Origin of the sequence: Anaerococcoides asporogena, assembly GCF_029590275.1 — a bacterium.
GTDB lineage: Bacteria > Bacillota > Clostridia > Clostridiales > Clostridiaceae > JG1575.
Genome location: NZ_CP120965.1, coordinates 2,816,290 through 2,841,308, shown reverse-complemented (window position 1 = coordinate 2,841,308; position 25,019 = coordinate 2,816,290). Strand labels below are relative to the sequence as shown.

Here is a 25,019-nt window from a genome sequence, read left to right as displayed (position 1 = left end):
ACAGGCAACGAAAATCGATTTCGTCATTGACTTTGGAAATTGACAATGTTACCATTCACATAACGTCATAATACGACTTGATTCGAGCTATGATGAATATTGTAATTTGGGGTGACAAATTATGCATGAAACCTTTGTTCAGCAGATCAACGAAGTGCTGGAAGCCGTGAAGAGCCGGAAGATTGATAATATCTATCTGGTAGCCTGCGGCGGATCCATGGCTTCACTGATGCCGGGCGAGTATTACCTGGATCTGGAAACGGATGTTCCCGTCAAGGTCTATACTTCCAATGAGTTTGTCCATCGGACGCCGAAACAGCTGGGGGAAAACTCTCTGGTGATCACCAGATCCCATTCCGGTGAAACCCCGGAATCGGTGGAGGCTACGAAACTGGCTCGTTCCAAGGGAGCGCTGACTCTGGCCATTTCAATGGTTGCTGACTCTCCGTTATCGCAGGCCGGCGAGTACAAGCTGGGCTACCTTTATTCCAAGACGGAACCGGTGGACGCGATCGATGGAGACACCGCCACCTATTTCCGCTTCCTGTTCAGCTTAATCAACGTGCTCAATCCCAATGGAAAATGGGATCGGCTGCTGGAACAGATGAATGGTCTGCAGGGACTGGTCGATGCCAATGTCGCCAAATATGCGGAAAGCGCGGAAGAGTTTGGCAAGGAACAGAAACGGGCCCCTCTGGTTTACACCATGGCCAGCGGACAGTACTTCTCGCATGCCTACTCCTTTACCAGCTGCCTCTTGATGGAAATGCTCTGGGTTCACTCCAATGCCATTCATGCCGGTGAATTCTTCCACGGACCCTTTGAAATCACGGACTATGATGTGCCGTTCCTCGTTATCCGGGGCAATGGCGCGACGCTTCCGCTGGATGACCGGGCCATTGCCTTCGCCGAGAAGTTCAGCGATGAGGTCTATGTCATTGACACCAATGAATTCGACTATACCGGCGTAGATGAAGACCTGCGGGAGTACTTCGGTTCTCTCCTGATCGGAAAAGTCATGAGAGGCTATGCCGACGCCCTGGCTGATCACAAGGGACATCCCCTGAGTGTCAGACGCTACATGTGGAGAATGGAATATTAATCAATTTCGATCCAGTGATCATTGATTCAAACCAAGATATGAGGAGCAAATAACATGAAAAAAAGATTATTCAATCTGACTTCAGCCATCCTGGCATCTTCTGTGATTCTGGCCGCCTGCAGCCCGGCGGCGCCAGCCACCACCGCCGGTGGTTCCACCGGAACTTCAGCCGGAACCGCAGCCTCCACTTCAGCCGCGACTCAGCCTGCGAAAAAGGTCGTCATCAACTTCTTCCACCGCTGGCCGAACGAGCCCAAGAAAAGCTTCTATGACCGCAAGGTGCAGGAATACATCGCGACCCATCCCAATGTCGACATTAAAGTTGAAAGCGTCATTAACGATGCATATAAGGAAAAGATCAGGGTTCAGGTTGCCAGCACCCAGATGCCGGACGTATTCTTCTCCTGGTCGGACTCCTTTGCCCAGAATCTGGTCTCCTCCGGAAAAGTCCGGGCCCTGGATGATCTCTATGAGCAGGATAAAGCCTGGTCCGGCAATCTGATCGAATCCCAGATCAAGGGCTTTACCTTTGACGGCAAGAAATACGCAGCGCCATTCACCATGGACGGCAAAGCCTTCTTCTATAACACCGAAGTTTTTGGTAAGCTGAATCTGAAGGCTCCGACCACCTGGAAGGGCTTGCTGGAAGTCCTGGATACGCTGAAAGCCAATGGCTATGACACCCCCATCGCGGCGGGCCTGTCCGAACCCTGGGTCGTATCGCACTTCATGGGTCCGATTTTTGACCGGGTCGTCAAAGCTGATGTCCTGGCAAAAGATTACATCCAGAAAACTGGTGAATTCACAGATCCTGGTTACGTCGAAGGTCTGAAAATGTTTGAAACGCTGGCAGGCTACATGGGAGACATCTCCACGGCCATCGATCATGAAACATCAAGAAATATGTTCGCCAACGGCGAGATCCCGATGGTTTACCTCCAGATTGCGGAAATCAAGCGGATTAAGGAAATCGACAAGGTCGAATTCGGCTACTTCAACTTCCCGGAAGTGGAAGGGGCAGTCGGGGTTCAGAGTTCTCTGGAAGGTGCTCCGGAAGGAGTCATGCTCTCCAAGGAAGCATCTCCCGAAGCCATTGAATTCTTCAAGTATCTGACCTCTGCCGAAACTGCTGCGGACTTTACCAAGACAACCGGCGAGATCACGGCCATCAAGGGCGGAGTTACTTCAGAGACTGCCTCACCGGAAGTCGTAGAGGCATTTAACCTCATCAACGATGCGGAGTCCATGACGCCCTGGTTTGACAACGCCGTTAACATCAACATCGGCGATATCTTCATGAAGGGTGGCCAGGAACTGGCAACCAAACAGACTACGGCGGAACAGATCATGGAAGCCGTCAAGGTCAAAGCAACGGAACTCAGAGGCAACTAAGCCTGAATTTTAAGGGAAGACAGGGATAAGACCGCATCGGAGGATGATGTCTTATCCCTATCAATAAAAGGGGGAGAAATACCCAATGAATAAGTGGAACCGAAAATTGAAACCCTTGTGGTTTTTAACACCGGCCCTGGTGTTTCTGATTTTCTTTGTATTTGGACCCCTGGTCCAGAACCTGATCAATAGCTTCTATAAGTTTTCGGCTTTTTCACCAACGCAGCAATTCGTCGGCCTGGCCAATTACGAGAAGCTGATGCAGGACCGCACTCTGCCGGTGGCTTTAACGAATAATTTCCGCTATGCTGTCATCTCCGTTCTGGTCCAGGTCGGCTTTGGATTAGTACTGGCTGCCATTTTGGAACATAAGATCTTCCGCAAGGTGGCGCCGTTTTTCCGGGTCGTTTATTTTATGCCTGTTATGATATCGATATCAGTCATTGCCATGCTGTTCAGCTTTATCTACAATCCGCAGATGGGCATACTCAACAATTTCCTGGAATTAATCGGACTGGAGTCCTTAAAGCGAGTCTGGCTGGGAAATCCCAAGACAGCCATCTATTCGGTTATTACGATGAGTCAGTGGCAAAGTACCGGCTACATCATGATGCTCTTCATTGTAGCCATTCAGAAGATTCCAAAGGACCTGTATGAAGCCAGTGTCATCGACGGAGCGGGTTCCATCGGCCAGTTCTTCCATGTCACGGTCCCTCAGGTAAAAGAAACGATCTTCGTCAATACCCTGATCACGATCACCGGCTCCATGCTGGTATTCAATGAACCATACATTCTGGCCAAAGGCGGGGGCCCTGGCATCAGTTCAACCACCATCGCCCTTCATATGTACCTGGAAGGGTTCATGCGCGACAACATGGGCTACGCTTCCGCTCTGGCTGTGCTCATCTTTGTCATTACCGCCATTGTTTCCCTGGTGCAGGTTGCCATCTCCAGAACCGGAAAGGAGGACTAACATGGAAGGAACACTCAAACAATCCAAACCGAACAGACGCCGGATCAGACTGACTCCGGGGCGTCTTCTGACGGCAGCCCTTCTGGTCATTCTGGCTGTTGTGATCCTCTATCCACTATTCTGGATGATCGTATCTTCCATGAAATCCTACGCCGAAATCTATGGAAATGTCTGGGGATTTCCCGAAACCTGGCTGGTCGACAATTACCGCAAAGCCTGGGAAGGGGGCATCGCCGATTACTTCCTGAACAGTCTCCAGATTACCGGAGCTGTCATCGTCAGTGTGATTTTCATCGCGACATTGGCGGCCTACGGCCTGTCCCGCTTTAAATCGCGCCTGGTGGACCTGCTGCTCATTGCCATCATGGCCGGACTGATGGTCAATCCACAAGTCTGTCTGATCCCGCTCTATAAATTTCTGGACGCGGTCGGTCTGCTGGATACCAAACTGGCTCTGATCCTGCCCTACATCGCTTTTCGGCTGCCTTTGTCAATTCTTCTGGTCCGGTCGCATTTTCTGACCATCCCCAAGGAGATTGTGGAGTCCGCCATCGTGGATGGATGCAGCGAGCTGGAGATTTACTCCAAGATTTATCTGCCCATGTCACGGCCGATTATCTCAACCATTGCCCTTTTGACTGCCTTCTATGCCTGGAATGAATTCCTGTTTGGCATTATCTTCATCAGCTCGGAAGCGAATAAAACCATCCCGGCTGGTCTGATGAATTTCCGCGATGCCCTCCGAACCGACTGGGGTGTACTCCTGGCAGGCATGGTCATTGCTTCCCTGCCGATGATTGTGCTGTTGATCTTTACTCAAAAACAACTGATTCGTGGCCTGTCCGAGGGCTCCGTGAAAGGATAACGACATGAAGCTGATTTGCATCGGTGACAACGTCTGCGATTGTTACCACTACAAGAATACCTATTACCCGGGAGGCAACTGCGTGAACGTTGCTGTCAACGCCAAGCGCAGCGGAGCGGAAAAATGCTCCTACATCGGGATTCTGGGAACAGACGACAAGGCGCAGCACGTCAAGTTTGCCATGGACCAGGAGGGGATCGAGTGGAGCCGTTCCCGAACCATGGAAGGTCTGACCGGTCAGCCCGGCGTCTACCTGGATGAATCCGGTGACCGCATTTTTCGGCGATTTGAGGGAGATACGGTTCAAACGCTGGCCAAGCTCCATATGACCCGGCATGACCTGGCTTACGTGAAAGACTATGATCTTTGCCATACCAGCTGTTATTCCTGGATGGAGGAGGAGCTGCCGGTTCTGTGCCAGGTCATTGAAGTATCCTATGACTTTTCCGACCATTACACCCTGGAGCAGATCGATCGGGTGGCGCCGTATATTTGCTATGCCTTCCTGTCCGCTTCCGATCGTACTCAAGAGGAAATTGCCGCTCTGATCAAAGCCTTTGGAAAGTATCCGAATGTGAAGGTTCTGGGCATGACTCGCGGCAAAGAGGGAGCTCTGTTTGTTTCGGGAGGGAAGGAATATCGCCAGGCGCCGGCACCGGCCCAGGTTGTGGATACCATGGGTGCCGGAGACAGTTTCATTGCCGCATTCCTGGTGAGTCATAAAAATGGGCTGTCGATGGAAGAGAGTCTGAGCAGAGGGACCCTCAGCGCGGCCAAAACCTGCGAGCTCGAGGGCGGTTTCGGATATCCGCATGATATAATATAATGTAATACAGAATATTATATTGGATTCATTCCTGGGAGAAGCTATGAAAAAAGTAAATCTGGACAGCAACATCTCTTCCTACCTCTACGAGCAGGTATCAAACTATATAGAGATCATGATCGAAAAAGGCACGTTGACTCCTGGCAGCAAAATTCCTTCAGAGCAGGAACTGTGTGAACTGTTCAACACCAGCCGGATCACGGTTCGCCGGGCCATCAAGGAACTGTCCGACAAGGGGGTGCTGGAAGCGGTTCACGGCAAAGGCACCTTTGTCTCTTCCAAAATCAAAAAAAGCGTCCATATCCTGGAATTTGGCGGATTCGCCGATGGCCTGGGGGGGGCCGGGGTCACTTTTACCAAGAAGATTTTGTCCAAAGGTCTGCACATGGCCGACGAAGCCGAAAAAATCATCTTCCAGCGGACCGAGCCCTTCGAGCTGTTTACGCTGGTTCGACTGGTTTTTGATGCGGAAGGTCCTTTCAGCCTTGATTTTGCTTTTTTTCCGGCGGATCGCTATCCGGGAATCATGGATCGGGTAGACTCCGATACATCGACCTTCGAACTGGCCAGAAAGACTTACGGCATTCATTTCAAACGAGTGACCAAAACCATTGAATTTCTCACGGGTGATGAGGAAGCTGCAAAAATTCTGGGTGTCCCCCTCACGACACCGCTGGTTCTCGTGAAGAAAACCATTTTTGATGAGCAGGACCGGCCGGTCCATTTCTCCCGGTATTATCTGCTCCCGCAAAAGGCTGAACTCTCATTCGAAGTTCGCCTGGACTGATCCCCTTACTGCTTCCGAGAGGACAATGGGTGGATTCAGTCTGGCAATTCCGGGATCTGACCTTTTTGACACCGGCGCTGCCGGACGGCCTCAGCAATAATAAGAACAATAAAATTCGTAAGGGGATCCTTATGAATTTTTCTTTTTTGCATGCTTTGGAACAAGTGACGAACTGACCGGCGAAGGGAATCGTCAGTTGATAGACTGTCCGGCGAGAGAACTGTCATGCGAGGTGGGGATCTTCGGTGAAGGGAACTGCCAGGGAAAGCGGCCGGTCCGATGGAGGGGATTGTCAGAGGCAAACCGCGGAGGGCATCTGCTCAATCGGTCAGACTGCTTCTTTAGTCAGTCAAATAAGATGAGTACAACGTTTCTTTTACAGTTCCGGGATTAAACAAGAAATATACCTCTGTGAATATACATTATATACAGGTATATATTAAATTGTTAAATATTTGATTTTCTGTATTTTCAAGTCTGCCTTTAGAAAGTTCTCTGCCTGCAATAACTGGTTGAACTTTCAAAACGTCAAATCAATATTCATTTATAACCATTCGATTAACATCGAATAATAGTTAAAGAGGTATAAAATAACCGGCTTTTACCTCATATTTCATAAAAAATCAAGGTGTTAACGATTCTCGATTATCAATTTGGCACCTTTAAGTGACTTTAGCGAATAGCATAAAAATTCTTCAAAAAAAATTTTATGCAATCAAAAACAGATTTGCAGAAATAATGTTATATTCATCTAAAAATGCTATAAATATTGATTAAAGGTTTACATGTGGTATACTTCAAAAGGTCAAAATATATATATTCCTTAGGAGGGAAAACATGGCAAAACCAACCCATGACAACACTGCCAAACGCGGTGGTGTACTCAAATCCATTGAGGCCATCGGTAACGCTCTGCCTCATCCAGCTATTATTTTCGTCATTCTCACCGCGCTCGTCGTCGTCATTTCCTACTTTGTCGCCAAGTCCGGACTTCAGGTAACTTACTATGATGCCAGACAGGCCAAGGAAGTAACGATCGGAGCAACCAACATGCTGTCCGTGGAAGGACTGCGGTTCTTCTTCAACTCAGCCACCGGAAACTTTACCGGCTTCGCGCCACTGGGTACCGTTCTGGTTGCCATGCTGGGTGTCGGTGTTGCTGAATACTCCGGACTGATCAATGCGTCCCTGAAGAAGCTGTTGAGCAATGTTCCCGCCAGCCTTCTGACTGCGGTGGTTGTATTCGCCGGGGTTATGTCCAATGTGGCCTCTGATGCCGGATACGTTGTGGTTATTCCTTTGGGAGCCATCGTTTTCGCCGGAGCCGGCCGTCATCCCATCGCGGGTCTGGCAGCAGCCTTTGCCGGAGTTTCTGCCGGATTCTCCGCCAACCTGCTGGTCGGAACTCTGGATCCGCTGCTGGCCGGTATCACCAATGAAGCCCTGAAGGCTTCCGGTAGTGATTACACCATGCTTGCCACCGGCAACTTCTACTTCATGTTTGTCTCCACCTTCCTTCTGACGATTCTTGGAACCATCGTTACCGAACGAATTGTCGAACCGAACCTGGGACCCTACACCGGTGAGTTCAAGCCGGATGCAGAGAAACTGACCGCTGTGGAAAACAAGGGTCTGAGAAATGCCGGAGTCGCTCTTGTGCTTTTTGCTTTACTCATGGCCTTCCTGACGGTACCGCAGAATGCAGTGCTCAAGGAAGTGGATGCTGCCGGAAAACTGAACCTGAACAACTTCATGCACAGCGGTCTGATCTTCATGATCCTCCTGCTGTTCCTGATTCCTGGATATGTTTACGGAAAAGCTACCGGCAAGATCAAGAACACCAATGATCTGGTTGAAGCCATGACCAGCGCCATGAAGAGCATGGGCGGGTACCTTGTACTGGCTTTCTTTGCGGCTCAGTTTGTGGCATTCTTCGGAAAATCCAATTTGGGAACCATTCTCTCCGTCGAAGGCGCCGGTTTCCTGGAGCGCATCGGCTTTAAGGGAATTCCGCTGGTGCTCGGATTCATTTTGATTTCAGCCTTCATCAACCTGTTCATGGGATCCGCTTCCGCCAAGTGGGCGATTATGGCACCGATCTTCGTGCCGATGATGATGCGTCTGGGACTGACTCCGGAACTCACTCAGGTTGCCTTCCGGATTGGAGATTCATCCACCAATATCATCACGCCGCTGATGAGCTACTTTGCGATGATTGTCGTCTTTGCCAAGAAATACGAGAAAGACAGCGGCCTGGGAACACTGATTTCCACCATGCTGCCCTATTCCGTCGTATTCCTGATCGGCTGGGCCATTATGCTCATTATCTGGATGCTGGTGGGACTCCCGCTGGGACCCGGAGCTGCCCTGTACATGTAATTGAAACCAAAATAAGGCCCTCGCGGCCTTATTTTTTCTGATTCGTTTTCTATGATGGATCAGAATATGATGGTTCAGATTCATTGATGGTTCAACTTCATTGATGGGATTGAACAGGAAAACTAATGAATTGATTGGCTGAATGCAGCCTACAGGCAAGGGCAGCCGGAAGCTGTCTGAATTTTTCAGATGACGGAATTTTACAAATGATTTTCTTTTCAGATGATTGAATTCTTAAGATGAATATATTCTTCAAATGATTTTCTTTTCAGATGGGTGAGTGGTTTAGATCCTGAAATTTTTCAGGGATCTGACCTGAACGAACTGATTCGGCAGATGAAAAATCCGAATGAACATGGAGGTTATGATGATTAACGAACAAAGGTTATTGGAGCGGTTTCTGCGCTATGTGCAGATTGACAGCCCCACCAGGGAAGAGGGAGACTTCGCCCGGATTCTGATGGCTGAAATGCAGGAACTGGGCCTGGAAGTGGAAATGGATGGCGCCGGTGAGGTGGTCGGAAGCAATTCAGGCAACTTGATCGGACGTCTGAACGGACAGCTGGACCGGGATCCGATCCTGTTCAGTTCCCATATGGATACAGTCAGCCCGGGACGCGGTATTAAGCCTGTCATCAAGGATGGCACGATTTACAGCGACGGCACCACGATTCTGGGTGCAGACAACAAGGCCGGCATTGCGGCGCTCATGGAGGCGTTTGCCGTGTTGAAAGAGACTTCCGCTCCCCACGGCGACGTGGAGGTGGCATTCACCATTTTTGAGGAAGGCGGACTGTTTGGATCCAAAAATTTGGACTACACCAGACTGAAGGCGAAAAAGGGCTTTGTTCTGGACAGTGGCGGTGATCCGGGCGACATTATTATTGCCGGTCCGGCCCAGGCCAAGATTGACGTTACGTTTACCGGCCTTGAAGCTCATGCCGGGGTAGCACCGGAAACCGGAATTTCAGCCATTATGATTGCCGCGGACGCCATTTCCCGGATGAAGCTGCTCCGCATTGATGAGGAAACAACCGCCAATATTGGATCCATCGAAGGCAAGGGACCCACCAACATTGTGACGAAGGAAGTCCGGATTCAGGCGGAAGCCCGCAGCCTGTCCGATGAAAAACTGAAGGCTCAGACAGACCATATGGCAGAATGCTGCTATGAAGCGGCCAGAAAGTTCAACGGCAAGGCTGATGTGGTCATTGCTCCGGCCTACGGCGCATTCAGCATTCCGGAGGATCACGCCCTGGTATCCGAACTGAAGGCAGTGTTCGCGCAGATGGGCATCCAGGCGAAAACCGCCCGATCCGGCGGAGGATCGGACACCAATGTCTTCAATGCCAACGGAATCCCCTCCGTGAACCTGGCCATCGGCGAACGGAAACCGCATACTCTGGAGGAACATCTTCACATACGTGACCTGAATACCACAGCGGAGCTGGTGCTCCGACTGATGCAGGGCTAATCATTTCATGTCAGCACACCGGAAACGTCCTTGTCAAGGCGGGGCCGGTGTGTTTTCATTCGATCACTGCAATTCTCGAATTCTCACGCCATCAGGGAGTTGGCCTGCTCCGTGGCTGGATTGCCGGACTTCGTCAGAAAAGCGGAGCGAGGGATCCTTCCTTATAACGGCTCCCTCAGCAGATGGATCGTTCACGTCATTCTGAAATTTATCATGACAGAACGGAAGGAAGGCCCTATACTCAAAGAAAAGAGCAGAGGGGATTTAACGATGGACAAAACGAATGTCATTCTGCATGAGCGCATTACCATTGGAATCAGTGCCTGTACGATGGGGAGCCCGGTGCGTTACAACGCCAAGGGCTGGGATCTGACTGCGGGGCTGGGCCGTGAAAAGAGCGACTTTAAATGGGTGCCGGTCTGCCCGGAAACCATGTCCGGCCTGGGAGTGCCCAGAGATCCGATTCATCTGTCAGGCGGCACCGGGAAAGAGGTCTGGTCGGGTCTGGCAATCATTAAGAACCGCGGGGGTCAGGATGTGACGGAGGATGTTAAGTTTGGCACGTTGTCCTGCCTGGAAACGCTGGAGCGGGCGAAAGCCACCGCATTCATCTACATGGACGGCAGTCCGACCTGCGGCGTCTACCGTACGTCCCTGAAAAAACAGAAGCGGGGCAATCCGCCCGGGATCTTCGGAACCTTGCTCTTGGACCGGGAGTATTTCCTGATTCCGGCCAGCGATCTTCAAAGTCCTATCCGCTGGTGGGATTGGCGGCGCCGGCTGCTGGCGTTCCATTGGTTTCGCTCCTTGCCACTTGAAAGCAAGAATTCACTTTACGAAGCCTGGTATAAGCTGAAGTTCCTTTGCCAGGAGCTGGATGAGCCCTGGGCCAGGGAAATGGGCCGACGGCTGGCAGACCTGGGCAAACAAGTTACCGCGGAGGATATTGCCGCGATTCGCGGTGAAATTCTGGAAGTTTTACGCCGCCCCTCCACCACGGCAAAGATTACGCAGATGCTATGGAAAAACTATTCGTTTTATCGCAAAGCGAAAGGCAAGACTGTAGATGGAATCAATTCACCGGATTTTCGACGCAATGTCACAACCATTGCCAAAGAGCTGACGCTGATGGAGCGAACTGCCTTTGAAGAAGGAGTCTTCTTCGCGTCTTCTCCGGTTCTGTACCGTGAGAAGCGGCGTATGCCAAAACCGGTGCTGCCGACAACAGAGTCGCCGGCAGAGGAAGGGGCAGAAGAAGATCAATCCCCTGAGGAACAGGCGTAACAGGCACGATCGGATCCGAAATCATCTTTATTGGATCGGAAAGCACCTTGATCCGATCAGGCAGCATCTCAACCGGATCAATCTCTGGAAGATTTTCCGGTGAATGGAAAAGAGCCAAGACCCCAAACCAGTTCAGGTGCGGGGTCTTGGCTGATTAATCCTTGAAATGATATCACACCCAGCGATCCTACTCCTCGCTTTCGGCAATGGTGATGGTGAGGTGATAGAGATCCGGATCATATTCCGTGGTCAGCAGCTCCATGTCCTGAACGGGGAACCGCTTCGTATCGATGGAGACACCCTGACCATTGAGATAGTCGACAATTTCTTCCGTGGAACTATTCTCCAGACCGGTTTTCAGAAAACGGTAGGTCAGGAAAGTATAGCCGAATTCACTCCAAAGCTCTGACTGAATCCGACGGCCATCTGGCAGCGTAAAGTCGGACTTGTCCAAAAAAATTGAATCGTCAAATGCTTTGTCCCAGTCAATGGAAGCCAGCCTGCTGCGAAGATCGTTCTGTTCCATTCATGTGCTCCTTTCGGTTCGCGCCCTTGCGAAGGTGTCGTTGAAGTTCTCGAGTGAATTCCCGGACAGGGGGTCGTAGATTTCCTGAAATGGCAGGGATTCAGCAGACATAAAAGGTTCTGTTCGATGGTTGAAGCGGGGCTTCAAATGCTTTCATCCTGACTGCTATGACCGGTATATCAATCGGTTATAATTTGAGTATACCCTATCTTTTCTTTTGGGGGTTTATCCGTTCAGAAAATTGATTCATAATCTTCGGAATGGAAGAATCCGTCAGAACGGATTGACCTGTTCTCATTACAGTTCAGAGAAGGAGATTGTCATGATCGAAAAAGCAATGATGTTTGCGACCCTGGCTCATACTGGGCAAACCAGAAAGGGATCAGACCTCCCCTATATCATTCATCCGATGGAAGTGGCTGTGATCGCAGCCTCCATCCTGGGAGAACAGGGCCGTCATGACGAGGATATTGTCTGTGCCGCCATCCTGCATGATACCTGTGAGGATGCCAAGGTCAGGCGGGAAACCTTGCAGGCTTTGTTCAACCCTCGAGTCGCTGACCTGGTGGCGGCTCAAAGCGAAGATAAAACGGTCAAGGATTGGAAAACCCGGAAACAGCACACGATTGACTTACTCAGGGAAGAAAAAGACCTTGATGTTAAAATTATTGCTCTGGCTGACAAGCTGGCAAATATCCGGGCGATCCGGCGGGATCAGTCAATTCTCGGGGACCGGTTATGGGAAAGCTTTCACGAAAAACGCAAGAGCGAACATCACTGGTATTATGCTTCACTGGCTGATTGCCTGAAAGAACTCAGCGGTCTGGAGGCATATGCGGAATACTGCCGTCTGGTGAAGGAGGTTTTCGGGAAGGTTTCTGAGGCGACTTCTGAGCCGACTTCTGAGGCGACTTCTGGGGCGACTTTTGAGGCAACTTCTGAGGCGACTTCTGAGGTGACTTCTGAATCGCCTTCTGTGCGGGGGAGTTGCTCATGAAAAAAAAGATTTTGGAGGGGACACAATGAGCGATAAGAACAGCAGAGTTCTGTTCAATTCGATTGCCCCGGTTTACAGCCGTTTTTTTACGATCCAGAGGAAATGGTTTCGCCAGGCAATGGAAAAACAGGAAGACCACCTCGACTTTTCTTCACTTACTTCGGTACTCGATGTGGGGTGCGGAACTGGTGCCCTCTGTTCGGTTCTGGCAGAACGAGGCCTGAGCGTTACCGGGCTGGATCCGGCGGAGAAAATGCTCAAATATGCCAGCTCACGACCGGAAAACCGGAATGTGCATTTCATCCGGGGGGATGTTCAGAACGGACTGCCGTTCCCGGACCGATCCTTCGATGCAGCGGTTGCCTCTTATGTAGCCCATGGCATGGAAGCAGAGCAGCGCTTGCAGCTCTACCGGGAGATGAGTCGGGTGGCTCGGCGGGTTGTGGTCATTATGGACTATAACCAGGAGCGGTCTCTATTAACTTCATTCGTGGAATGGCTGGAGGGCGGCGACTATTTTGGCTTCATCCGGCAGGTTCCGCAAGAGATGGAGGTATGCACCCATCAGGGCAAACGGTGCTTTAGCAAAGTCGACGTGGTTCAAATCGGAGGTCGCGCTGCCTGGTATGTATGCATTCCGCCTGACCGAAGCTGAGACAAGAAATGTCTGTCAGGATCAATCAAAACCGGAGGAGGTTTCCGGAGCTGTTTTTAATAATTTTAGTTTGTTTTAATTTTTCTCTTCCATAATGAAGCCAGCTCCTATGTGGCATCCATTTTGCCTCAGGGAAAAAATAATTCATGGGGGAGACTACAATGAAACTGCTCGGCAATATCATATGGTTCCTGTTGGGCGGCTTCTGGGGCGGCCTTGGTTGGATCGGAGCTGGAATCCTTTGGTGCATCACCATTATTGGCATCCCGATTGGTGTCCAGTGCTTTAAGTTCGCTCGATTAAGCTTCTGGCCCTTTGGCTATGAACTGGAATACACCGGCGGAACCGGATCACTGGTTGTCAATCTGATCTGGCTCGTTTTCAGCGGACTTCCGCTGGCTTTGGGCCACTTCTTCAATGGCGTGCTGCTCCTTTTGACGATTATCGGCATACCGTTCGCGGCTCAGTCGTTCAAGCTGGCTCGCCTGGCACTGGCACCCTTTGGTGCCAGAATCGTTCGGGAAGGATAGACAAAAAACTGCTTCGGTGGATCTTCGTATGATCCCATCCGGAGCAGTTTTTCATGTTGCTCAATTTTGGAGGTATAACAAGGTATAATGGAGTCATGGACATTCAGCAAAAACTAAAGAATCTTCCGGAACTCCCGGGAGTCTACCGTTTTCTCAGCAGTGACGGCAGAATTATATATGTAGGCAAGAGCAAATGTTTGCGGCAAAGAGTTCGATCGTACTTTACCGGAACGAAGGAGGGAAAGGTCGCCCGACTGGTACGTCAGATATCCGATCTGGAATATGAAGTCTGCGACACCCATCTGGAAGCCCGTCTTCTGGAATGTCAGCGGATCAAGGAGCTTCGGCCGCTTTACAATTCGCAGTTCAAGCGCGAGCGGGGATTTGTTTATTTAAAAATCGGCGAAACAGTAAAAGAAGCCCCTCTTTCCGTGGTCCATCGCCCGGATCAGGGAGTCGGTCCCTTCCGCAATCGCCGGCTGCTCGAAAGCGTGATTGAAAGCTTTGAGAAGCTCTATCCCATGCGATTTCGGGAGACTCCAGCCGCCCGCCCATCAGATGCGAACCGAAGCGGCATTGATTTCACCTATTTTATCCTGCCACAGCGCATTGCCACGGAAACCTATCTGCAGCATCGGGCGGTGATCGGCCGGCTGTTTCAGGAGGAGTCTTTATGGCGGGACTTTTTGCAGGATCTCGAGCAGACCATGCTCGAGGAAGCGGACCGGGAAAAGTTTCAGGCCGCAATTTTCTTTCGGGATTTCAAGGAGTCTCTCAGCCTGCTCCGCCGGATGTGGTTTGAAGATCACAAGCTGTTTGAAGAACTTCTGTTCCTGCGAATCCCCATACCCCAGGGCTATAAGTATTTCAGGATTCAGAATGGACTGATCGAAGCCTTTGGCCAGGGCGAAACCAGCGACGGATCGGACTTCCAAAGGTTCCTCGCTTCCCCCCCAACTGAAGAAGAACCGCCCTGGGCCATGTTCTCCAGATTTGAGCAATATGATTTTCGGGATATTCTCTACTCGGAAATTCGGTCTCTTCCGGAAGAACAGGTCGTTCGGCTATAAGCTTTTGCATTCACAAATCGTCAGGTATTCTTCAGGAGTTATTGGCAGTCATCCTGTCTTGGATCACATTCACCAGACAACATTCACCATTGATGGCGCAAAGCGTCTCACCCATAACTGATTGGGGTGAGACGCTTTGTTGTCGTATGTTCAGTAAGCCCGATCAGAGGAGTGTGGGTGATACTGGCAGCCAGGCTGAGGTTGAGACTCAGCTTAAGGGGCAAGCAATGACTGGATGGAGCGGAATATCTATGGAACATTACCAAAATGACGCAGGACTCCGGCGGAAATTCGGGCAGAGCCGGTGCCGGCAATGGGAGCATTTCCGTTGATCCTCAGGACGGCATCGCCCTGAAGGATCTGCGCAGTTTCCTTGGCCATCATGGCGTAGGTTTTGCTTGCTACTTTGCTGATCGTCTGCGAGGTTCCTGTTTCAGAGAGGTTACAGTCAATCTGGTAATGCCTGGTGGTTTCGCTGACTTCCACGATTTCCTCCCCGGTTTTTCCATCGAAGGACCATTTCTCCATCAGGCCGCTCACTGTCACATCAATCGTGAAAGCGCCATCGGAGAATTCGTCCGGAGTCCACTGGCAGTCACTGATGAAACCATGGAACATTTCCGCAACGTCCCAGCCAGTCACGGGGTCGGTGCCTTTCACATCCGACTGAACTTCCAATAGTTGATTTTCAAGCGTGAAGGACACGGAGGTCCAGCGATTGACATCATAACCGTCTCCCTGAAGCTGCTCCTCACCGCTGACATTGAGTTGGATGATCGTCATTGGGAGGGTCTCCGGCTTGCCTTTCCTGGTTTCGCCGGAGTCGATGCCCGACTGGTCGGGAGTGGCGTTGCCCGTGCTGCTGTCAGTCGAAGGGGACTTCTGGCCGGACACTCCCGCAAGTTCTTTGGATGATGCTGAATCCGCGGCCGAAGACGCTGGATGGCTGCTGCTGATCGGAACTTGCTTTGAAGATGGGAGGGCTTGTTCCTCGGATTGTGACTTCATCCCGGATTTGAACGGATCGCTCGGATCGGGTATGTCTTTGATATTGCCGTCTTCCGGCAGAATTTCCGCCGATCCAATCGTTTTGGTCCGCCAAAGCAGCAGGGACAGGGGCCCCTCGGCCTCGAACGGATCTCCGTCAATCGCTCCCTGGATCTGGAGACTGTTGATTTTTCCTCTGATTTTATCTCTGGACTTGAGTTCGCCGGAGCTGGCTTTCATGGAGATCATTGCCCGAATGGCATCAAAGGGTTCAGCATGGATCCGAAACCGGTGACTGGTCGGGAAAGGCTCGGGTTCGAAAGGCTCTTGCGGCGGTTTTTCATCCGACTCCGTCATATCACTGAGCTTCTTTGATCCGGACTCCTCTTCTTTCGGATCATCCGGCCACGGCTCTTCATTGGGGTAGAAAATAGCATAACCGGTCAGGTTGATGTTCAACTCCAGGGTCTTCCCGTAATCTTTTCGCAAATTCAGGGTGTTTTTGGGCAGAGTCGCCATGAACTGATACTGCCCCGGCTGAGGATCATCCGAACCGTACTCCCGGTTCAGAATCAGCTGCCAGGTTCCGCTTGCAGCTTTTCGGACATACAGTGAACTGGCCTCTGGAGTGCCATAGGCATCGTTCTCTCCGCCCATCCAGCACATATCCAAGCCGCTCATGTCCATCTCAACTTTTTGAACCTGATTGCCGGCAGCCAGAACCGGCACGCTGTGCAAGCTGAGTTCAAGCAGAATCATTCCGGCAATCCATCGTTTCTTCATAATGACACCTCATTCCTCAAGGACAGACAGGTGAACTGAAAGACATAGGCAAAGAAGTTTATTATTCTTTCCGTGCAGGGTTGCCAGATGACGCAGGGGATGGTGCTACTTGTCTCGTGGGGGAGTGGCGGCGGCACGATATGGAATCGGCGGGGGTAAATTGCCCTCTACAGTCAATTATCGTGGAATGCAGTTTTTTACTTGAAATATGAATGACTGAGAATCAACCGAGTCCGCTTCAAATACTTTGCAGGTTTTCAATTCGGATCATCTGAGTAGTTCTTAATTTGATTATACGCCGGACAAAAGTGCTTCCCAGCTTATATTGCATACAATCAAAACGGAGAGAACACCAGATTTTGGCAGGAAACGAGAATCCTTTTCAATCGGCCCGCAACGAACCAAAGCGGCCGATGGCCGCTTTGGTTGCATATTACAGGATAAAAATCTGTCTGAAATCGAAGCAGATAACTCAACCTCAACCTCAACCTCAACCTCAACCTCAACCTCAACCTGAGCCTGAGCCTGATCCTGAGCCTTAATTCTGAAGCTGATCCTGTACTTGATCCAGTTTCCGGTTATTTAATGCTTGTCCGAGAACAGCTGGCTGGAAGTGACAGACTAGCTTTGGGATCATTCGTCGAACAGTTCCAGATGCTTCCCAGGGATGCAAAAAGCTCGTTCGGAGGCATTTCAAAGTGAATGATCGTCTTGATCGGGGATGGGAATTACGCGTGTTTTTTCAGAAGTTCCTCCAGCTGTTCGACCGTGTAGACTTTCCCTTGGCTGATCAGCTTCCCGTCAATCACCAACCCGGGGGTTGTCATGACGCCGAATTTCATGATGTCGATGAGGCTTTCCACTTTCTCCAGTTCAAAGTCACAGGTTCCGCTTTTCTTCAGCTGGGTCAGGCGATCCATCATTTTATCGCACTTGTCGCAGCCGGTGCCTAATATCTGTATTTTCATCGTTTTCTCCTAATTTTGCAGTTTCATGGATTTTCCGACAAGTTCCTGCCAGGCATCATTGACTGTCCGAATGATGGCCGGACCGACTTTCGAAATAAAGACGAGACGATTTTCTTCGTGGGTGGCTGTCGGTTCTCTCAGATCGATGCGATCGTTGACCACATCCACTTCGACCAGACCGTCCTCCAGAGTGACGGGGCCTTTGATCCGGTAACAGTTGTAACTGACCCGGCGCAGGAAGCTCATCAGCTCTTCCCGAGTCACGGGTTCGTTGATGATCATGGAAATGGTTTTGGGTTTGTTTTCCTTGGTATTGGTCGTGTCTTCTACCAGGAGGTCCCGCCCCTTGCGCAGATCCTGTTCGAACAGGTCGATGTCGAGCTCGCCGTGTTTCACCAGGGTGATTTCCGTGTGGGGATTGATTTCACGGACCTTGTCCTTGATCTGGTCAATGACGGAGCCTTCGACCAGGTCTTTCTTGCTGATTGCTGCCAGCTGGGCGTGTTTCGTCTGACGATAGACGGTGTCAATCTCATCGACCTGATTGAGGAAGTCCACGGCATCGATGACGCAGATCGAGCCCTGATAGTCATAGCTGCGACCTTTCAGCTGTTCCACGGTGTCCAGTATTTCGCCGATGTTGGAAGGGTCAGCCAGTCCGGAACTTTCGACAATGACAATATCCAGATCTTCATCCAGCATTTCGGCCATAGTCTTGGCAAAATTGATCTTCAGGCAGGAGCAGAAGATGGATCCGCGGTTGATCTCCTGGAGCATGATTCCGTTCTTGTTGACCAGATTGCCGTCAATGCCGACTTTACCGAATTCATTCATAATGACGCCGATTTTTTTGCCCTGGTCATTCATCAGCAGGTTCCGCAGCAGCGTCGTTTTGCCGGCACCTAAAAAGCCGGTCAGGATATATAGTTTGGTTTGTTTTAGTTCTTCCATTTTCTTTTCCTCTATTTCTGTTTGTTTTATTTTGGTATCTTATATAATTATACCAGTTTTATCATCGTGATTCAGAGATTCAATGAACTTGGATTCAAAGCAGGATTGAATCCAGGGTTCAGTACAGGATTCAGTACAGGATTCAGTGCAGGATTCAAATTGGGAATGTAAAGCATCATATCAGGGAGTTCAGCCTGATATGACAGCCTGAAAGAGAAGCTGAATTCAGCGCCGATTTAACCGGAGTGAAAGATTGATTGGGTTCCTTGATGAAGATAGAAGTTAACGCGGGCTGTTCTGAAATGGCAGAGACCGGAGTGTGGCTATTGAGGTGAATGATTATGCTGTATAGAATGAGGAAAGCGCTGCGTCATCCCAAAAGGGTGGCGCAGCGCTTGTTAAAAGTCGATCACAGCAATCTGATCCCATTCAATTTGGCGGCGTTCCAAGAGCTGTTCCATACGGGACTGCTCTTGAGGTTCGCTCATCCAGGCAATGCCGCAGCCGGCTGAAAGGGTTCTGGGAACCGGAATCAGCTTGCCGGGAATCTGCTCCCGCTTGCAGGCGAACTCGGCAGCCATCGCCTCGCTGGTTGTATGGAATGTGACGATGAGTCGCTGAGCCATCTTACTTGATCATGAGCTCAAACTCAGCGCCTGCTTCTTTCACGCTGACCGTCTTTCCCTGGCTCTGAGCAAAACGAGTGATATTTGTTACGGTGTGGGCTTCATTGGCCAAAACGGTGAGCTCTGAGTTGCTAATCAGGGCCTGCTTCACCTGAAGCACAGGTTCCGGGCAGGAGAGTCCTCTGACATCGATGGTTTTCATGGTTTTATCCTCCTTCAGGATGCGATTGCTTGTTAAGCGGTTTCTTTTTTACGCAGACCAATGAGCGAAATAACGAACAAAGCGGCAATGCAGATCAGGATGGCGGCCTGGCCATTGGGGCCGGGGCCTCCGACGGAGGCAGCCTTTTCTGCAGTTGCGGCGGCGGCAGCGCTGGCAGCCAGACCGAAGTTGTGGACCATAGCCGCTCCAAGGAACATGCCAAGAACCGTCACGGCAGAATCCGATGATCCGGATCCGGCCAGAATCAGCTGACGCAGGGGGCATCCGCCCAACAGTACTGCGGCAAAGCCGACAACGTACATGCCCAGAATATTCCAAAGGGTCTGAGCATGAGCGATTGGTCCGTAAGCCACGAACTTGAACTGGCTGGTTGCGATGTTGTAGATCAGCATGGTAAGGAATACTCCGCCGACAACCGAGAACAGTCCGAAGTCACGAAGCAGAATGATGTCGCGGATGCTTCCGGCAAAGCACATCCGGGTTCGATGAGCGATGACGCCAAAGGCGAGGCCAACGGCTAAAGCGAGCAGAGCCGGGGCATGCATGCTGCCAGGACCAGTCTGGCTGGTAACAAACAGCGTGGTGGTCAGGCTGAGTATGAACAGGAAAACCAGAAGAGCCGGCAGCATGTAGCCGTTCTCCTTTTTCACGGTGTAGGAACGACCCAGGCTGAACCCTTTCTTCAGCATCAGGGATCCGGTGCCGACACCCAGCACAAAGCCGATCAGACCAATGTAGGAACTGATGTCACCGGCTGCCATGCGCAAAATCATGCGAAGCGGGCAACCCAGAAAGACCAGGGCACCGGTCATCATAATGCCGCCCAGCAGGAATCGGATCATCGGTGAGGATCCGCCGGTAGAACGGTATTCCTTTGTCAGCAGAGATACCAGGAACGCTCCGAGTACCAGACCGACGATTTCGGGACGGAAGTACTGAACGATGGCAGCGTTGTGAAATTTCATCGCTCCCGCGGAGTCACGGATGAAGCAGGCAATACAGAAGGCCATGTTCTTCGGGTTGCCATAAATGGCCAGAAGCACTGCTCCAAGCCCTGCCAGCACCCCCAGTGCCAGCAGCCCCTTCTTTGATTTGAAAAAGTCCATAAAAATTCCCCCTCTTACAATTTATCCTTAACGCATCCGGCAGAATCGCGGGCGATCTGCCGAACGGCGTCAATGGCTGTTTGGACTTCCGCTTCGGTATTGAAGCTGGAAAAACTGAACCGAACCATCCCCTGATCCTCGGTTCCGAAATGAGCATGGACCAATGGCGCGCAATGCGCTCCAGGCCGGGTGGCGATGCCATAGTCTTCCTGCAGTTGGAAGCTGACCAGAGCGGCGTCCAGATCTCTGACATTCAGTGAGACGATGGGGCAGCGTTCTGTCGTTGAAAAATCTCCATAAGTCTGAATTCCTTCGATGGCTCGGATGCCCTCGTAGAATTTTCGGGCCAGGGATTGCTCCTCGGCACGCAGGTGTTCCATGCCGTGTTGTTTAATATATCGCAGAGCCGCCAAAAGGCCACTCAGGCCATGTCCGTTCAGTGTACCGGCCTCCAGACGGGTCGGCATTTCCGGCGGGTGATGCCGGTCAAAGCTTCGGATTCCACTGCCTCCGGTCAGCAAGGGGCGGATCATCGTATCCGCAGATGCGCACAGCCCGCCGGTCCCCTGCGGACCCAGCAATGACTTGTGCCCGGTAAAACAGAGTACGCTGATGCCCAGTGCGCCCATGTCAATGGGAAATACTCCGGCGGTCTGAGAAGCGTCAACAACCAGCTTTAAGCTGTGTTCTTTGCACAGCTTTCCGATGGCAGCAAGATCCGCCAGGTTGCCGGTAACATTTGATCCGTGATTTACCACCACGAAAGCGGTATTATCCTGAATCAGGGATTCAAACTGTTCCATCTTCAGCTGACCGTGCTCGTCGAGCCCAACGAAGTCGAGGGTGATGAGGCCTTCATCTTCCAGAGCATAGAGAGGTCGAAGCACGGAATTGTGTTCCTGGCAGGTGGTGATTATGTGATCCCCCGGATTAAACAGGCCTCGAATCGCGATGTTCAAAGCTTCGGTGGAGTTCTTCGTAAAAACCACCTGGCGGGGACTGGCTGCTCCAAATAAATCGGCGATTTCACAGCGTGCTTCATAAATCACTCGATCGGCCGACAGTGAGTCTTCATGCTGACCACGTCCGGCATTGCCCATGGCACATAATGCCTGGCAGACAGCATCAACAACCGCCTGCGGCTTAACCCGGGTGGTAGCGGCATTATCCAAGTAGATCATAGACATACTCCTCATGCATCAGTTGATCAATTGTCTGATAAATCAAACTACAAATAGTATAGTCATATTTTATTAACAAAACAACATAATTAACAAAAAAAGATAAAATGGCGATTTGGAAATATGATATGAAAAAAATAGCGATATTATTTGAAGGAAATTATATGTTTGAAAAACCAAGTAAGATTTAAATGATTGATAACTGATAGAATGAGGGAATCTTACACTATAAATGAAGAATGGACTTGATAAACAGGAATTGTAAAGGCGATAAAATATATCTTGCACTCCGAAATCCTTTCTTTATCAATTGATGATACCTGAAATCCCGCCCGAATTTATAACAACATCACTCCCCCAAGGAAATGTCGAATGCCTCAAAGATCATTCGCTGCTCTTTTGTTAGCGGTGCAATGATGATGTGTTCATGGATCTCTTGGATTCGGAGTTTGGCCAGGATCCGCTGAAGCTCTTTCATGGTGTATTTACGGTATAGATCCTTGTCACTCATCACCTGATTAATCCCAGACATGATAACAGAGGCAATAAAGCCGACGAATAGTTTCCCTTGAGCGGCGTTGTCGCTGTGGACACGTAGTCTCCCTAAGTCAATACTGTTTTTGAGACGAAGGAAGCCTTTTTCTACAACGTCCTTGTCTCGATAGATGCTCATGGCTCTTTTGGCATCACTGATGTCATTGCTGATCAGGACCACCCAACCTGCCGTTTCCAGACTTTTTTCAACGACATCATTTCGAATGCTGACGGTGTATCCGCTGGCTTGTTTATCGGATTTTCGAATCACCAGGTATTTTCTACATTCCTCGTCATTAATCCATTTTTCTGGGTTTTCAGTGGCCTTTTCACGCAATAGAGCAATGGATGCATACAGGTCCTCACGAATTCCCATTGCCTTCACGGCACTGTAGTAAACATGCGTGTATATTTTGTTCTGCGGATCCCAGGACCGCTCTTTGGTGACGGCTCTCATCGAGTTGTCATTGATGACAATTGTGTTTTCCACACGATCGATGTCTTTTCGCTCGCTCTCCACTTGCTGCTTGGAAAAAGCGGCGGTAAATGGTACAGCGATTAAAAACTTCACTGTTCCATTGCCGGTGTCATTGAGCAGAAAATCGATATTCCGCTTGCTGTAGAACCCTTTGTCCATCACTACTGTGATTGCCCGATTCTCTGTGATCGCCTCAAACTGACTCAAGGTGGTCGTCAGCGTACGGACATCCTTTTGACTTTCACTGAATAGGGATTGATAGATCGGCAGCCGTCTGGTTTCCCCCATCAGCATACAAAGATTGATCTGGGGGAGATGATCGTGGTCGCGATTGTATCCCCATTCCACATCATCAATCAGTTCCGAATAGGATGATGCAGAGGTGATGTCCAAAGCCAAATAGTCATCCGCTGGATTGGCCTCACACCAGTTCTTATAAAAATCATTCCGTTGCTGATCCGTAATAGAAATCAAAAGTTCACTGATTCGCTGAGAGGTCATCGAGCCCACCGGATACGACTCTGTGCCTGAGATCCAGTCAGAGCAATAAAGAAGTGGATCACTGGTAGAAATCATATAGCAGGCCAACATGAACAGTTCCTGCCAGTAATCAGGGATCGCTTGCCGTAAGGCATCGATCAAACCAAGTCGTTCAGATAGGGAACGATACAGCCAGAACAGCCCATAGGAGCGAACGGATGATTTGCGGACATCTTCGATGGAAAACATGGTTTGTGTGGAAGGGATCTGAATGGGATTACCAGAGATCCGTAGCTCCTCAAGATATTCGGCTTTGTACACTTTATGTCCTGTTTCAGGATCGATCTTGCCGATCGGTCGCCGTTTTTGCCGCGATTGGCCATCTTTATTGCGAAACCCTTCGGCTAAATAAATATATTGATACCGGCCCACCTTTTGGATTACCTCAAAACTCATAACACCCACCTCACTTGTTGTTATAAACATTATAACAACAAGCAGATGAGTATTCAATAATTATAGGGAAGTACTTATAAGCTAAGTGGCTCTAGGTCGGACTTCTGCAAAGGGATAGAATGTATCCAAAGTGTTGTTATAAAAATATAGCGGGAATTTAGGATGATATTGTCGCATAAATTACATATTTTTTTGGCTCAATCACTTTTTATGTGGGATTATGATTTTCCCTGTTTACACGGAGAGGTCGACGTGGTAGCCTGACTGGCCGACTAGCCCAGCATTTATGCAGCATAGCGGCAAGGCTGGCGGAACCACGCCGACAGAGGCTCCATGTCAACTTGGGAAAATCCCACAGTTTTTGTGATTGACCATCAGGAATTCAGCAGTTTTATGGAGTGGAACGTTCAAATGATTGATTTCGTGATTTTCAGTCTTCTGTTTGCTGTGCATGCTCTGTTTGCGGCGGTACTGTTCCGGGCGTTGTCCCTCCGATTGAACGCTGTGATTTCATTCATTGCCTTGATCGTGATGGATTATATCTTATCCTTTCCACTTGCCCGGTATTCATTTTCATTAACGATTGGATTTATGCAATATGGAAATCAAACGAGATTCCTGTCAAAGGAATCCATTGCTCTCTTAATGATGATGGCGGTGTTTATTGGCGGCTATCTAATGATCGAAACAAAACCATGGAGGAAACGGAATGAGTCATATTGAACTTAAAAATGTAAGCAAACGGTTTAAAAATAAATTGATCTATTCAGATCTCAATTTTTCGGTAGAGGAAGGCGAATGCGTTGGAATTGTTGGATCAAATGGTTCCGGCAAAAGCATTTTATTTAAACTGATTTCCGGTTTGGAAGATGCTGACCAGGGAACGGTGATCGTTTCCGGGAAAGAAGTGGGACACGATCATGATTTTCCGAAGAATATCGGCTTGTTTGTGAATGAACCAGCCTATATCGAATACTATGACGGCTTCACCAACTTGAAAATGCTGGCTCAGATCCAGAACAAAATATCAGATGTGCAGATCCGAGAAGCAATGCAGGCGATCGGGCTCGATCCGGATGATAAAACCATGGTCAAGAACTATTCTTCCGGAATGAAGCAAAAACTTGGGATCGTCCAGGCAGTGATGGAGAACCAGCAGATAATCCTCCTGGATGAACCCTTCAACGCCCTCGATTATGAAACGAATCTTGTTGTAGCGAAGCTGATTCGATCAGAAAAGGATAAGAAGCGAACGATCATTCTTACTTCTCATCAACACCAGTATTTACAGCAGTTTTGTGACCGCATCCTGATGATCCAGAATAACAGTCTGGTGCCATTCGATGAGGAACGGCAGGAAGCCTATTTTAAGATATAATGTCCGCT

At 49.9% G+C, this 25,019-nt stretch carries 24 protein-coding genes; 15 read left to right on the top strand and 9 right to left on the bottom strand.

From position 1 onward, the window contains the following. The first annotated feature begins 121 nt into the window (after positions 1 to 121). From P6M73_RS13065 to P6M73_RS13025, 9 genes are all read left to right on the top strand, one after another. Positions 122 to 1,102, top strand: a complete 981-nt coding sequence (locus P6M73_RS13065) for an SIS domain-containing protein (RefSeq protein ID WP_277853473.1) — start codon at positions 122 to 124, stop codon at positions 1,100 to 1,102. 54 nt (positions 1,103 to 1,156) lie between these two features. Beyond that, positions 1,157 to 2,494, top strand: coding sequence for an ABC transporter substrate-binding protein (locus tag P6M73_RS13060; RefSeq protein WP_277853472.1), 1,338 nt, complete (start codon positions 1,157 to 1,159; stop codon positions 2,492 to 2,494). Between the two features lie 85 nt (positions 2,495 to 2,579). Beyond that, entirely contained in the window at positions 2,580 to 3,467 is an 888-nt protein-coding gene (locus P6M73_RS13055) for a carbohydrate ABC transporter permease (RefSeq protein WP_277853471.1), read from the top strand. 1 nt (position 3,468) lies between these two features. After that, positions 3,469 to 4,332, top strand: a complete 864-nt coding sequence (locus P6M73_RS13050; protein ID WP_277853470.1) for a carbohydrate ABC transporter permease — start codon at positions 3,469 to 3,471, stop codon at positions 4,330 to 4,332. A 4-nt stretch (positions 4,333 to 4,336) separates the two neighbouring features. Continuing rightward, a complete protein-coding gene (locus tag P6M73_RS13045) occupies positions 4,337 to 5,158 on the top strand; it encodes a PfkB family carbohydrate kinase (protein ID WP_277853469.1) in 822 nt (273 codons plus the stop codon). Between the two features lie 43 nt (positions 5,159 to 5,201). Further along, positions 5,202 to 5,945 (top strand): GntR family transcriptional regulator, encoded by a 744-nt coding sequence (locus P6M73_RS13040; protein WP_277853468.1) that lies wholly within the window; start codon positions 5,202 to 5,204, stop codon positions 5,943 to 5,945. Between the two features lie 837 nt (positions 5,946 to 6,782). After that, positions 6,783 to 8,324, top strand: coding sequence for an AbgT family transporter (locus P6M73_RS13035; RefSeq protein ID WP_277853467.1), 1,542 nt, complete (start codon positions 6,783 to 6,785; stop codon positions 8,322 to 8,324). A gap of 364 nt (positions 8,325 to 8,688) precedes the next feature. After that, positions 8,689 to 9,798 carry a M20/M25/M40 family metallo-hydrolase gene (locus tag P6M73_RS13030; RefSeq protein WP_347276285.1) on the top strand — a complete coding sequence of 370 codons (1,110 nt, stop codon included), beginning with the start codon at positions 8,689 to 8,691 and terminating at the stop codon, positions 9,796 to 9,798. A gap of 270 nt (positions 9,799 to 10,068) precedes the next feature. Continuing rightward, entirely contained in the window at positions 10,069 to 11,082 is a 1,014-nt protein-coding gene (locus tag P6M73_RS13025; protein ID WP_277853466.1) for a 2-thiouracil desulfurase family protein, read from the top strand. A 187-nt stretch (positions 11,083 to 11,269) separates the two neighbouring features. On the opposite strand, the gene P6M73_RS13020 is transcribed toward P6M73_RS13025, so the two are convergent. Continuing rightward, on the bottom strand, positions 11,270 to 11,608 hold the full coding sequence (locus tag P6M73_RS13020) for a hypothetical protein (RefSeq protein WP_277853465.1): 339 nt from the start codon (positions 11,606 to 11,608) through the stop codon (positions 11,270 to 11,272). A 322-nt stretch (positions 11,609 to 11,930) separates the two neighbouring features. Here P6M73_RS13020 and P6M73_RS13015 point away from each other — a divergent pair, with 322 nt between their 5' ends. The 4 genes from P6M73_RS13015 (at position 11,931) to P6M73_RS13000 (ending at position 14,860) form a co-directional block, all read left to right on the top strand. Next, positions 11,931 to 12,605: an HD domain-containing protein gene (locus P6M73_RS13015; RefSeq protein WP_277853464.1), complete on the top strand. Its 675-nt coding sequence runs from the start codon at positions 11,931 to 11,933 to the stop codon at positions 12,603 to 12,605. A gap of 25 nt (positions 12,606 to 12,630) precedes the next feature. Continuing rightward, entirely contained in the window at positions 12,631 to 13,260 is a 630-nt protein-coding gene (locus tag P6M73_RS13010) for a class I SAM-dependent methyltransferase (RefSeq protein ID WP_277853463.1), read from the top strand. Between the two features lie 161 nt (positions 13,261 to 13,421). Further along, on the top strand, positions 13,422 to 13,790 hold the full coding sequence (locus P6M73_RS13005; protein ID WP_277853462.1) for a YccF domain-containing protein: 369 nt from the start codon (positions 13,422 to 13,424) through the stop codon (positions 13,788 to 13,790). A gap of 53 nt (positions 13,791 to 13,843) precedes the next feature. After that, positions 13,844 to 14,860, top strand: a complete 1,017-nt coding sequence (locus P6M73_RS13000) for a GIY-YIG nuclease family protein (protein ID WP_347276284.1) — start codon at positions 13,844 to 13,846, stop codon at positions 14,858 to 14,860. Positions 14,861 to 15,109: 249 nt separating this feature from the next. On the opposite strand, the gene P6M73_RS12995 is transcribed toward P6M73_RS13000, so the two are convergent. From P6M73_RS12995 to P6M73_RS12960, 8 genes are all read right to left on the bottom strand, one after another. Then, a complete protein-coding gene (locus tag P6M73_RS12995) occupies positions 15,110 to 16,630 on the bottom strand; it encodes a hypothetical protein (protein ID WP_277853461.1) in 1,521 nt (506 codons plus the stop codon). A 728-nt stretch (positions 16,631 to 17,358) separates the two neighbouring features. Next, complete coding sequence (locus tag P6M73_RS12990; protein WP_277853460.1) at positions 17,359 to 17,598, bottom strand: thioredoxin family protein; 240 nt, start codon at positions 17,596 to 17,598, stop codon at positions 17,359 to 17,361. A gap of 9 nt (positions 17,599 to 17,607) precedes the next feature. Next, a complete protein-coding gene (locus P6M73_RS12985; protein ID WP_277853459.1) occupies positions 17,608 to 18,549 on the bottom strand; it encodes a CobW family GTP-binding protein in 942 nt (313 codons plus the stop codon). Positions 18,550 to 18,947: 398 nt separating this feature from the next. Beyond that, positions 18,948 to 19,175 (bottom strand): putative Se/S carrier protein, encoded by a 228-nt coding sequence (locus tag P6M73_RS12980; protein WP_277853458.1) that lies wholly within the window; start codon positions 19,173 to 19,175, stop codon positions 18,948 to 18,950. A 1-nt stretch (position 19,176) separates the two neighbouring features. Continuing rightward, complete coding sequence (locus tag P6M73_RS12975) at positions 19,177 to 19,377, bottom strand: sulfurtransferase TusA family protein (protein ID WP_277853457.1); 201 nt, start codon at positions 19,375 to 19,377, stop codon at positions 19,177 to 19,179. A gap of 32 nt (positions 19,378 to 19,409) precedes the next feature. Next, on the bottom strand, positions 19,410 to 20,504 hold the full coding sequence (gene yedE, locus P6M73_RS12970; RefSeq protein ID WP_277853456.1) for a YedE family putative selenium transporter: 1,095 nt from the start codon (positions 20,502 to 20,504) through the stop codon (positions 19,410 to 19,412). A gap of 14 nt (positions 20,505 to 20,518) precedes the next feature. Then, positions 20,519 to 21,685 (bottom strand): aminotransferase class V-fold PLP-dependent enzyme, encoded by a 1,167-nt coding sequence (locus tag P6M73_RS12965; protein WP_277853455.1) that lies wholly within the window; start codon positions 21,683 to 21,685, stop codon positions 20,519 to 20,521. 349 nt (positions 21,686 to 22,034) lie between these two features. Next, positions 22,035 to 23,633, bottom strand: a complete 1,599-nt coding sequence (locus tag P6M73_RS12960) for an IS1634 family transposase (protein WP_277853454.1) — start codon at positions 23,631 to 23,633, stop codon at positions 22,035 to 22,037. Positions 23,634 to 23,966: 333 nt separating this feature from the next. On the opposite strand from P6M73_RS12960, the gene P6M73_RS12955 reads away from it, so the two are divergent. Both P6M73_RS12955 and P6M73_RS12950 read left to right on the top strand, forming a co-directional pair. After that, a complete protein-coding gene (locus tag P6M73_RS12955) occupies positions 23,967 to 24,356 on the top strand; it encodes a hypothetical protein (protein WP_277853453.1) in 390 nt (129 codons plus the stop codon). After that, complete coding sequence (locus P6M73_RS12950; protein ID WP_277853452.1) at positions 24,343 to 25,011, top strand: ATP-binding cassette domain-containing protein; 669 nt, start codon at positions 24,343 to 24,345, stop codon at positions 25,009 to 25,011. The genes P6M73_RS12955 and P6M73_RS12950 overlap by 14 nt, the downstream gene beginning before the upstream one ends. Positions 25,012 to 25,019 lie beyond the last annotated feature (8 nt).

Bases quoted from the DNA above. Each gene is read 5' to 3' on its own strand.
- P6M73_RS13035 (WP_277853467.1), top strand. From the start codon at position 6,783: ATGGCAAAACCAACCCATGACAACACTGCCAAACGCGGTGGTGTACTC.
- yedE (WP_277853456.1), bottom strand. From the start codon at position 20,504: ATGGACTTTTTCAAATCAAAGAAGGGGCTGCTGGCACTGGGGGTGCTG.
- P6M73_RS12950 (WP_277853452.1), top strand. From the start codon at position 24,343: ATGAGTCATATTGAACTTAAAAATGTAAGCAAACGGTTTAAAAATAAA.
- P6M73_RS12985 (WP_277853459.1), bottom strand. From the start codon at position 18,549: ATGGAAGAACTAAAACAAACCAAACTATATATCCTGACCGGCTTTTTA.
- P6M73_RS12995 (WP_277853461.1), bottom strand. From the start codon at position 16,630: ATGAAGAAACGATGGATTGCCGGAATGATTCTGCTTGAACTCAGCTTG.
- P6M73_RS12960 (WP_277853454.1), bottom strand. From the start codon at position 23,633: ATGAGTTTTGAGGTAATCCAAAAGGTGGGCCGGTATCAATATATTTAT.
- P6M73_RS12990 (WP_277853460.1), bottom strand. From the start codon at position 17,598: ATGAAAATACAGATATTAGGCACCGGCTGCGACAAGTGCGATAAAATG.
- P6M73_RS13045 (WP_277853469.1), top strand. From the start codon at position 4,337: ATGAAGCTGATTTGCATCGGTGACAACGTCTGCGATTGTTACCACTAC.
- P6M73_RS13050 (WP_277853470.1), top strand. From the start codon at position 3,469: ATGGAAGGAACACTCAAACAATCCAAACCGAACAGACGCCGGATCAGA.
- P6M73_RS12955 (WP_277853453.1), top strand. From the start codon at position 23,967: ATGTCAACTTGGGAAAATCCCACAGTTTTTGTGATTGACCATCAGGAA.
- P6M73_RS13030 (WP_347276285.1), top strand. From the start codon at position 8,689: ATGATGATTAACGAACAAAGGTTATTGGAGCGGTTTCTGCGCTATGTG.
- P6M73_RS13060 (WP_277853472.1), top strand. From the start codon at position 1,157: ATGAAAAAAAGATTATTCAATCTGACTTCAGCCATCCTGGCATCTTCT.
- P6M73_RS12965 (WP_277853455.1), bottom strand. From the start codon at position 21,685: ATGATCTACTTGGATAATGCCGCTACCACCCGGGTTAAGCCGCAGGCG.
- P6M73_RS13065 (WP_277853473.1), top strand. From the start codon at position 122: ATGCATGAAACCTTTGTTCAGCAGATCAACGAAGTGCTGGAAGCCGTG.
- P6M73_RS13025 (WP_277853466.1), top strand. From the start codon at position 10,069: ATGGACAAAACGAATGTCATTCTGCATGAGCGCATTACCATTGGAATC.
- P6M73_RS13015 (WP_277853464.1), top strand. From the start codon at position 11,931: ATGATCGAAAAAGCAATGATGTTTGCGACCCTGGCTCATACTGGGCAA.
- P6M73_RS13010 (WP_277853463.1), top strand. From the start codon at position 12,631: ATGAGCGATAAGAACAGCAGAGTTCTGTTCAATTCGATTGCCCCGGTT.
- P6M73_RS13000 (WP_347276284.1), top strand. From the start codon at position 13,844: ATGTTGCTCAATTTTGGAGGTATAACAAGGTATAATGGAGTCATGGAC.
- P6M73_RS13020 (WP_277853465.1), bottom strand. From the start codon at position 11,608: ATGGAACAGAACGATCTTCGCAGCAGGCTGGCTTCCATTGACTGGGAC.
- P6M73_RS13005 (WP_277853462.1), top strand. From the start codon at position 13,422: ATGAAACTGCTCGGCAATATCATATGGTTCCTGTTGGGCGGCTTCTGG.
- P6M73_RS13040 (WP_277853468.1), top strand. From the start codon at position 5,202: ATGAAAAAAGTAAATCTGGACAGCAACATCTCTTCCTACCTCTACGAG.
- P6M73_RS12975 (WP_277853457.1), bottom strand. From the start codon at position 19,377: ATGAAAACCATCGATGTCAGAGGACTCTCCTGCCCGGAACCTGTGCTT.
- P6M73_RS13055 (WP_277853471.1), top strand. From the start codon at position 2,580: ATGAATAAGTGGAACCGAAAATTGAAACCCTTGTGGTTTTTAACACCG.
- P6M73_RS12980 (WP_277853458.1), bottom strand. From the start codon at position 19,175: ATGGCTCAGCGACTCATCGTCACATTCCATACAACCAGCGAGGCGATG.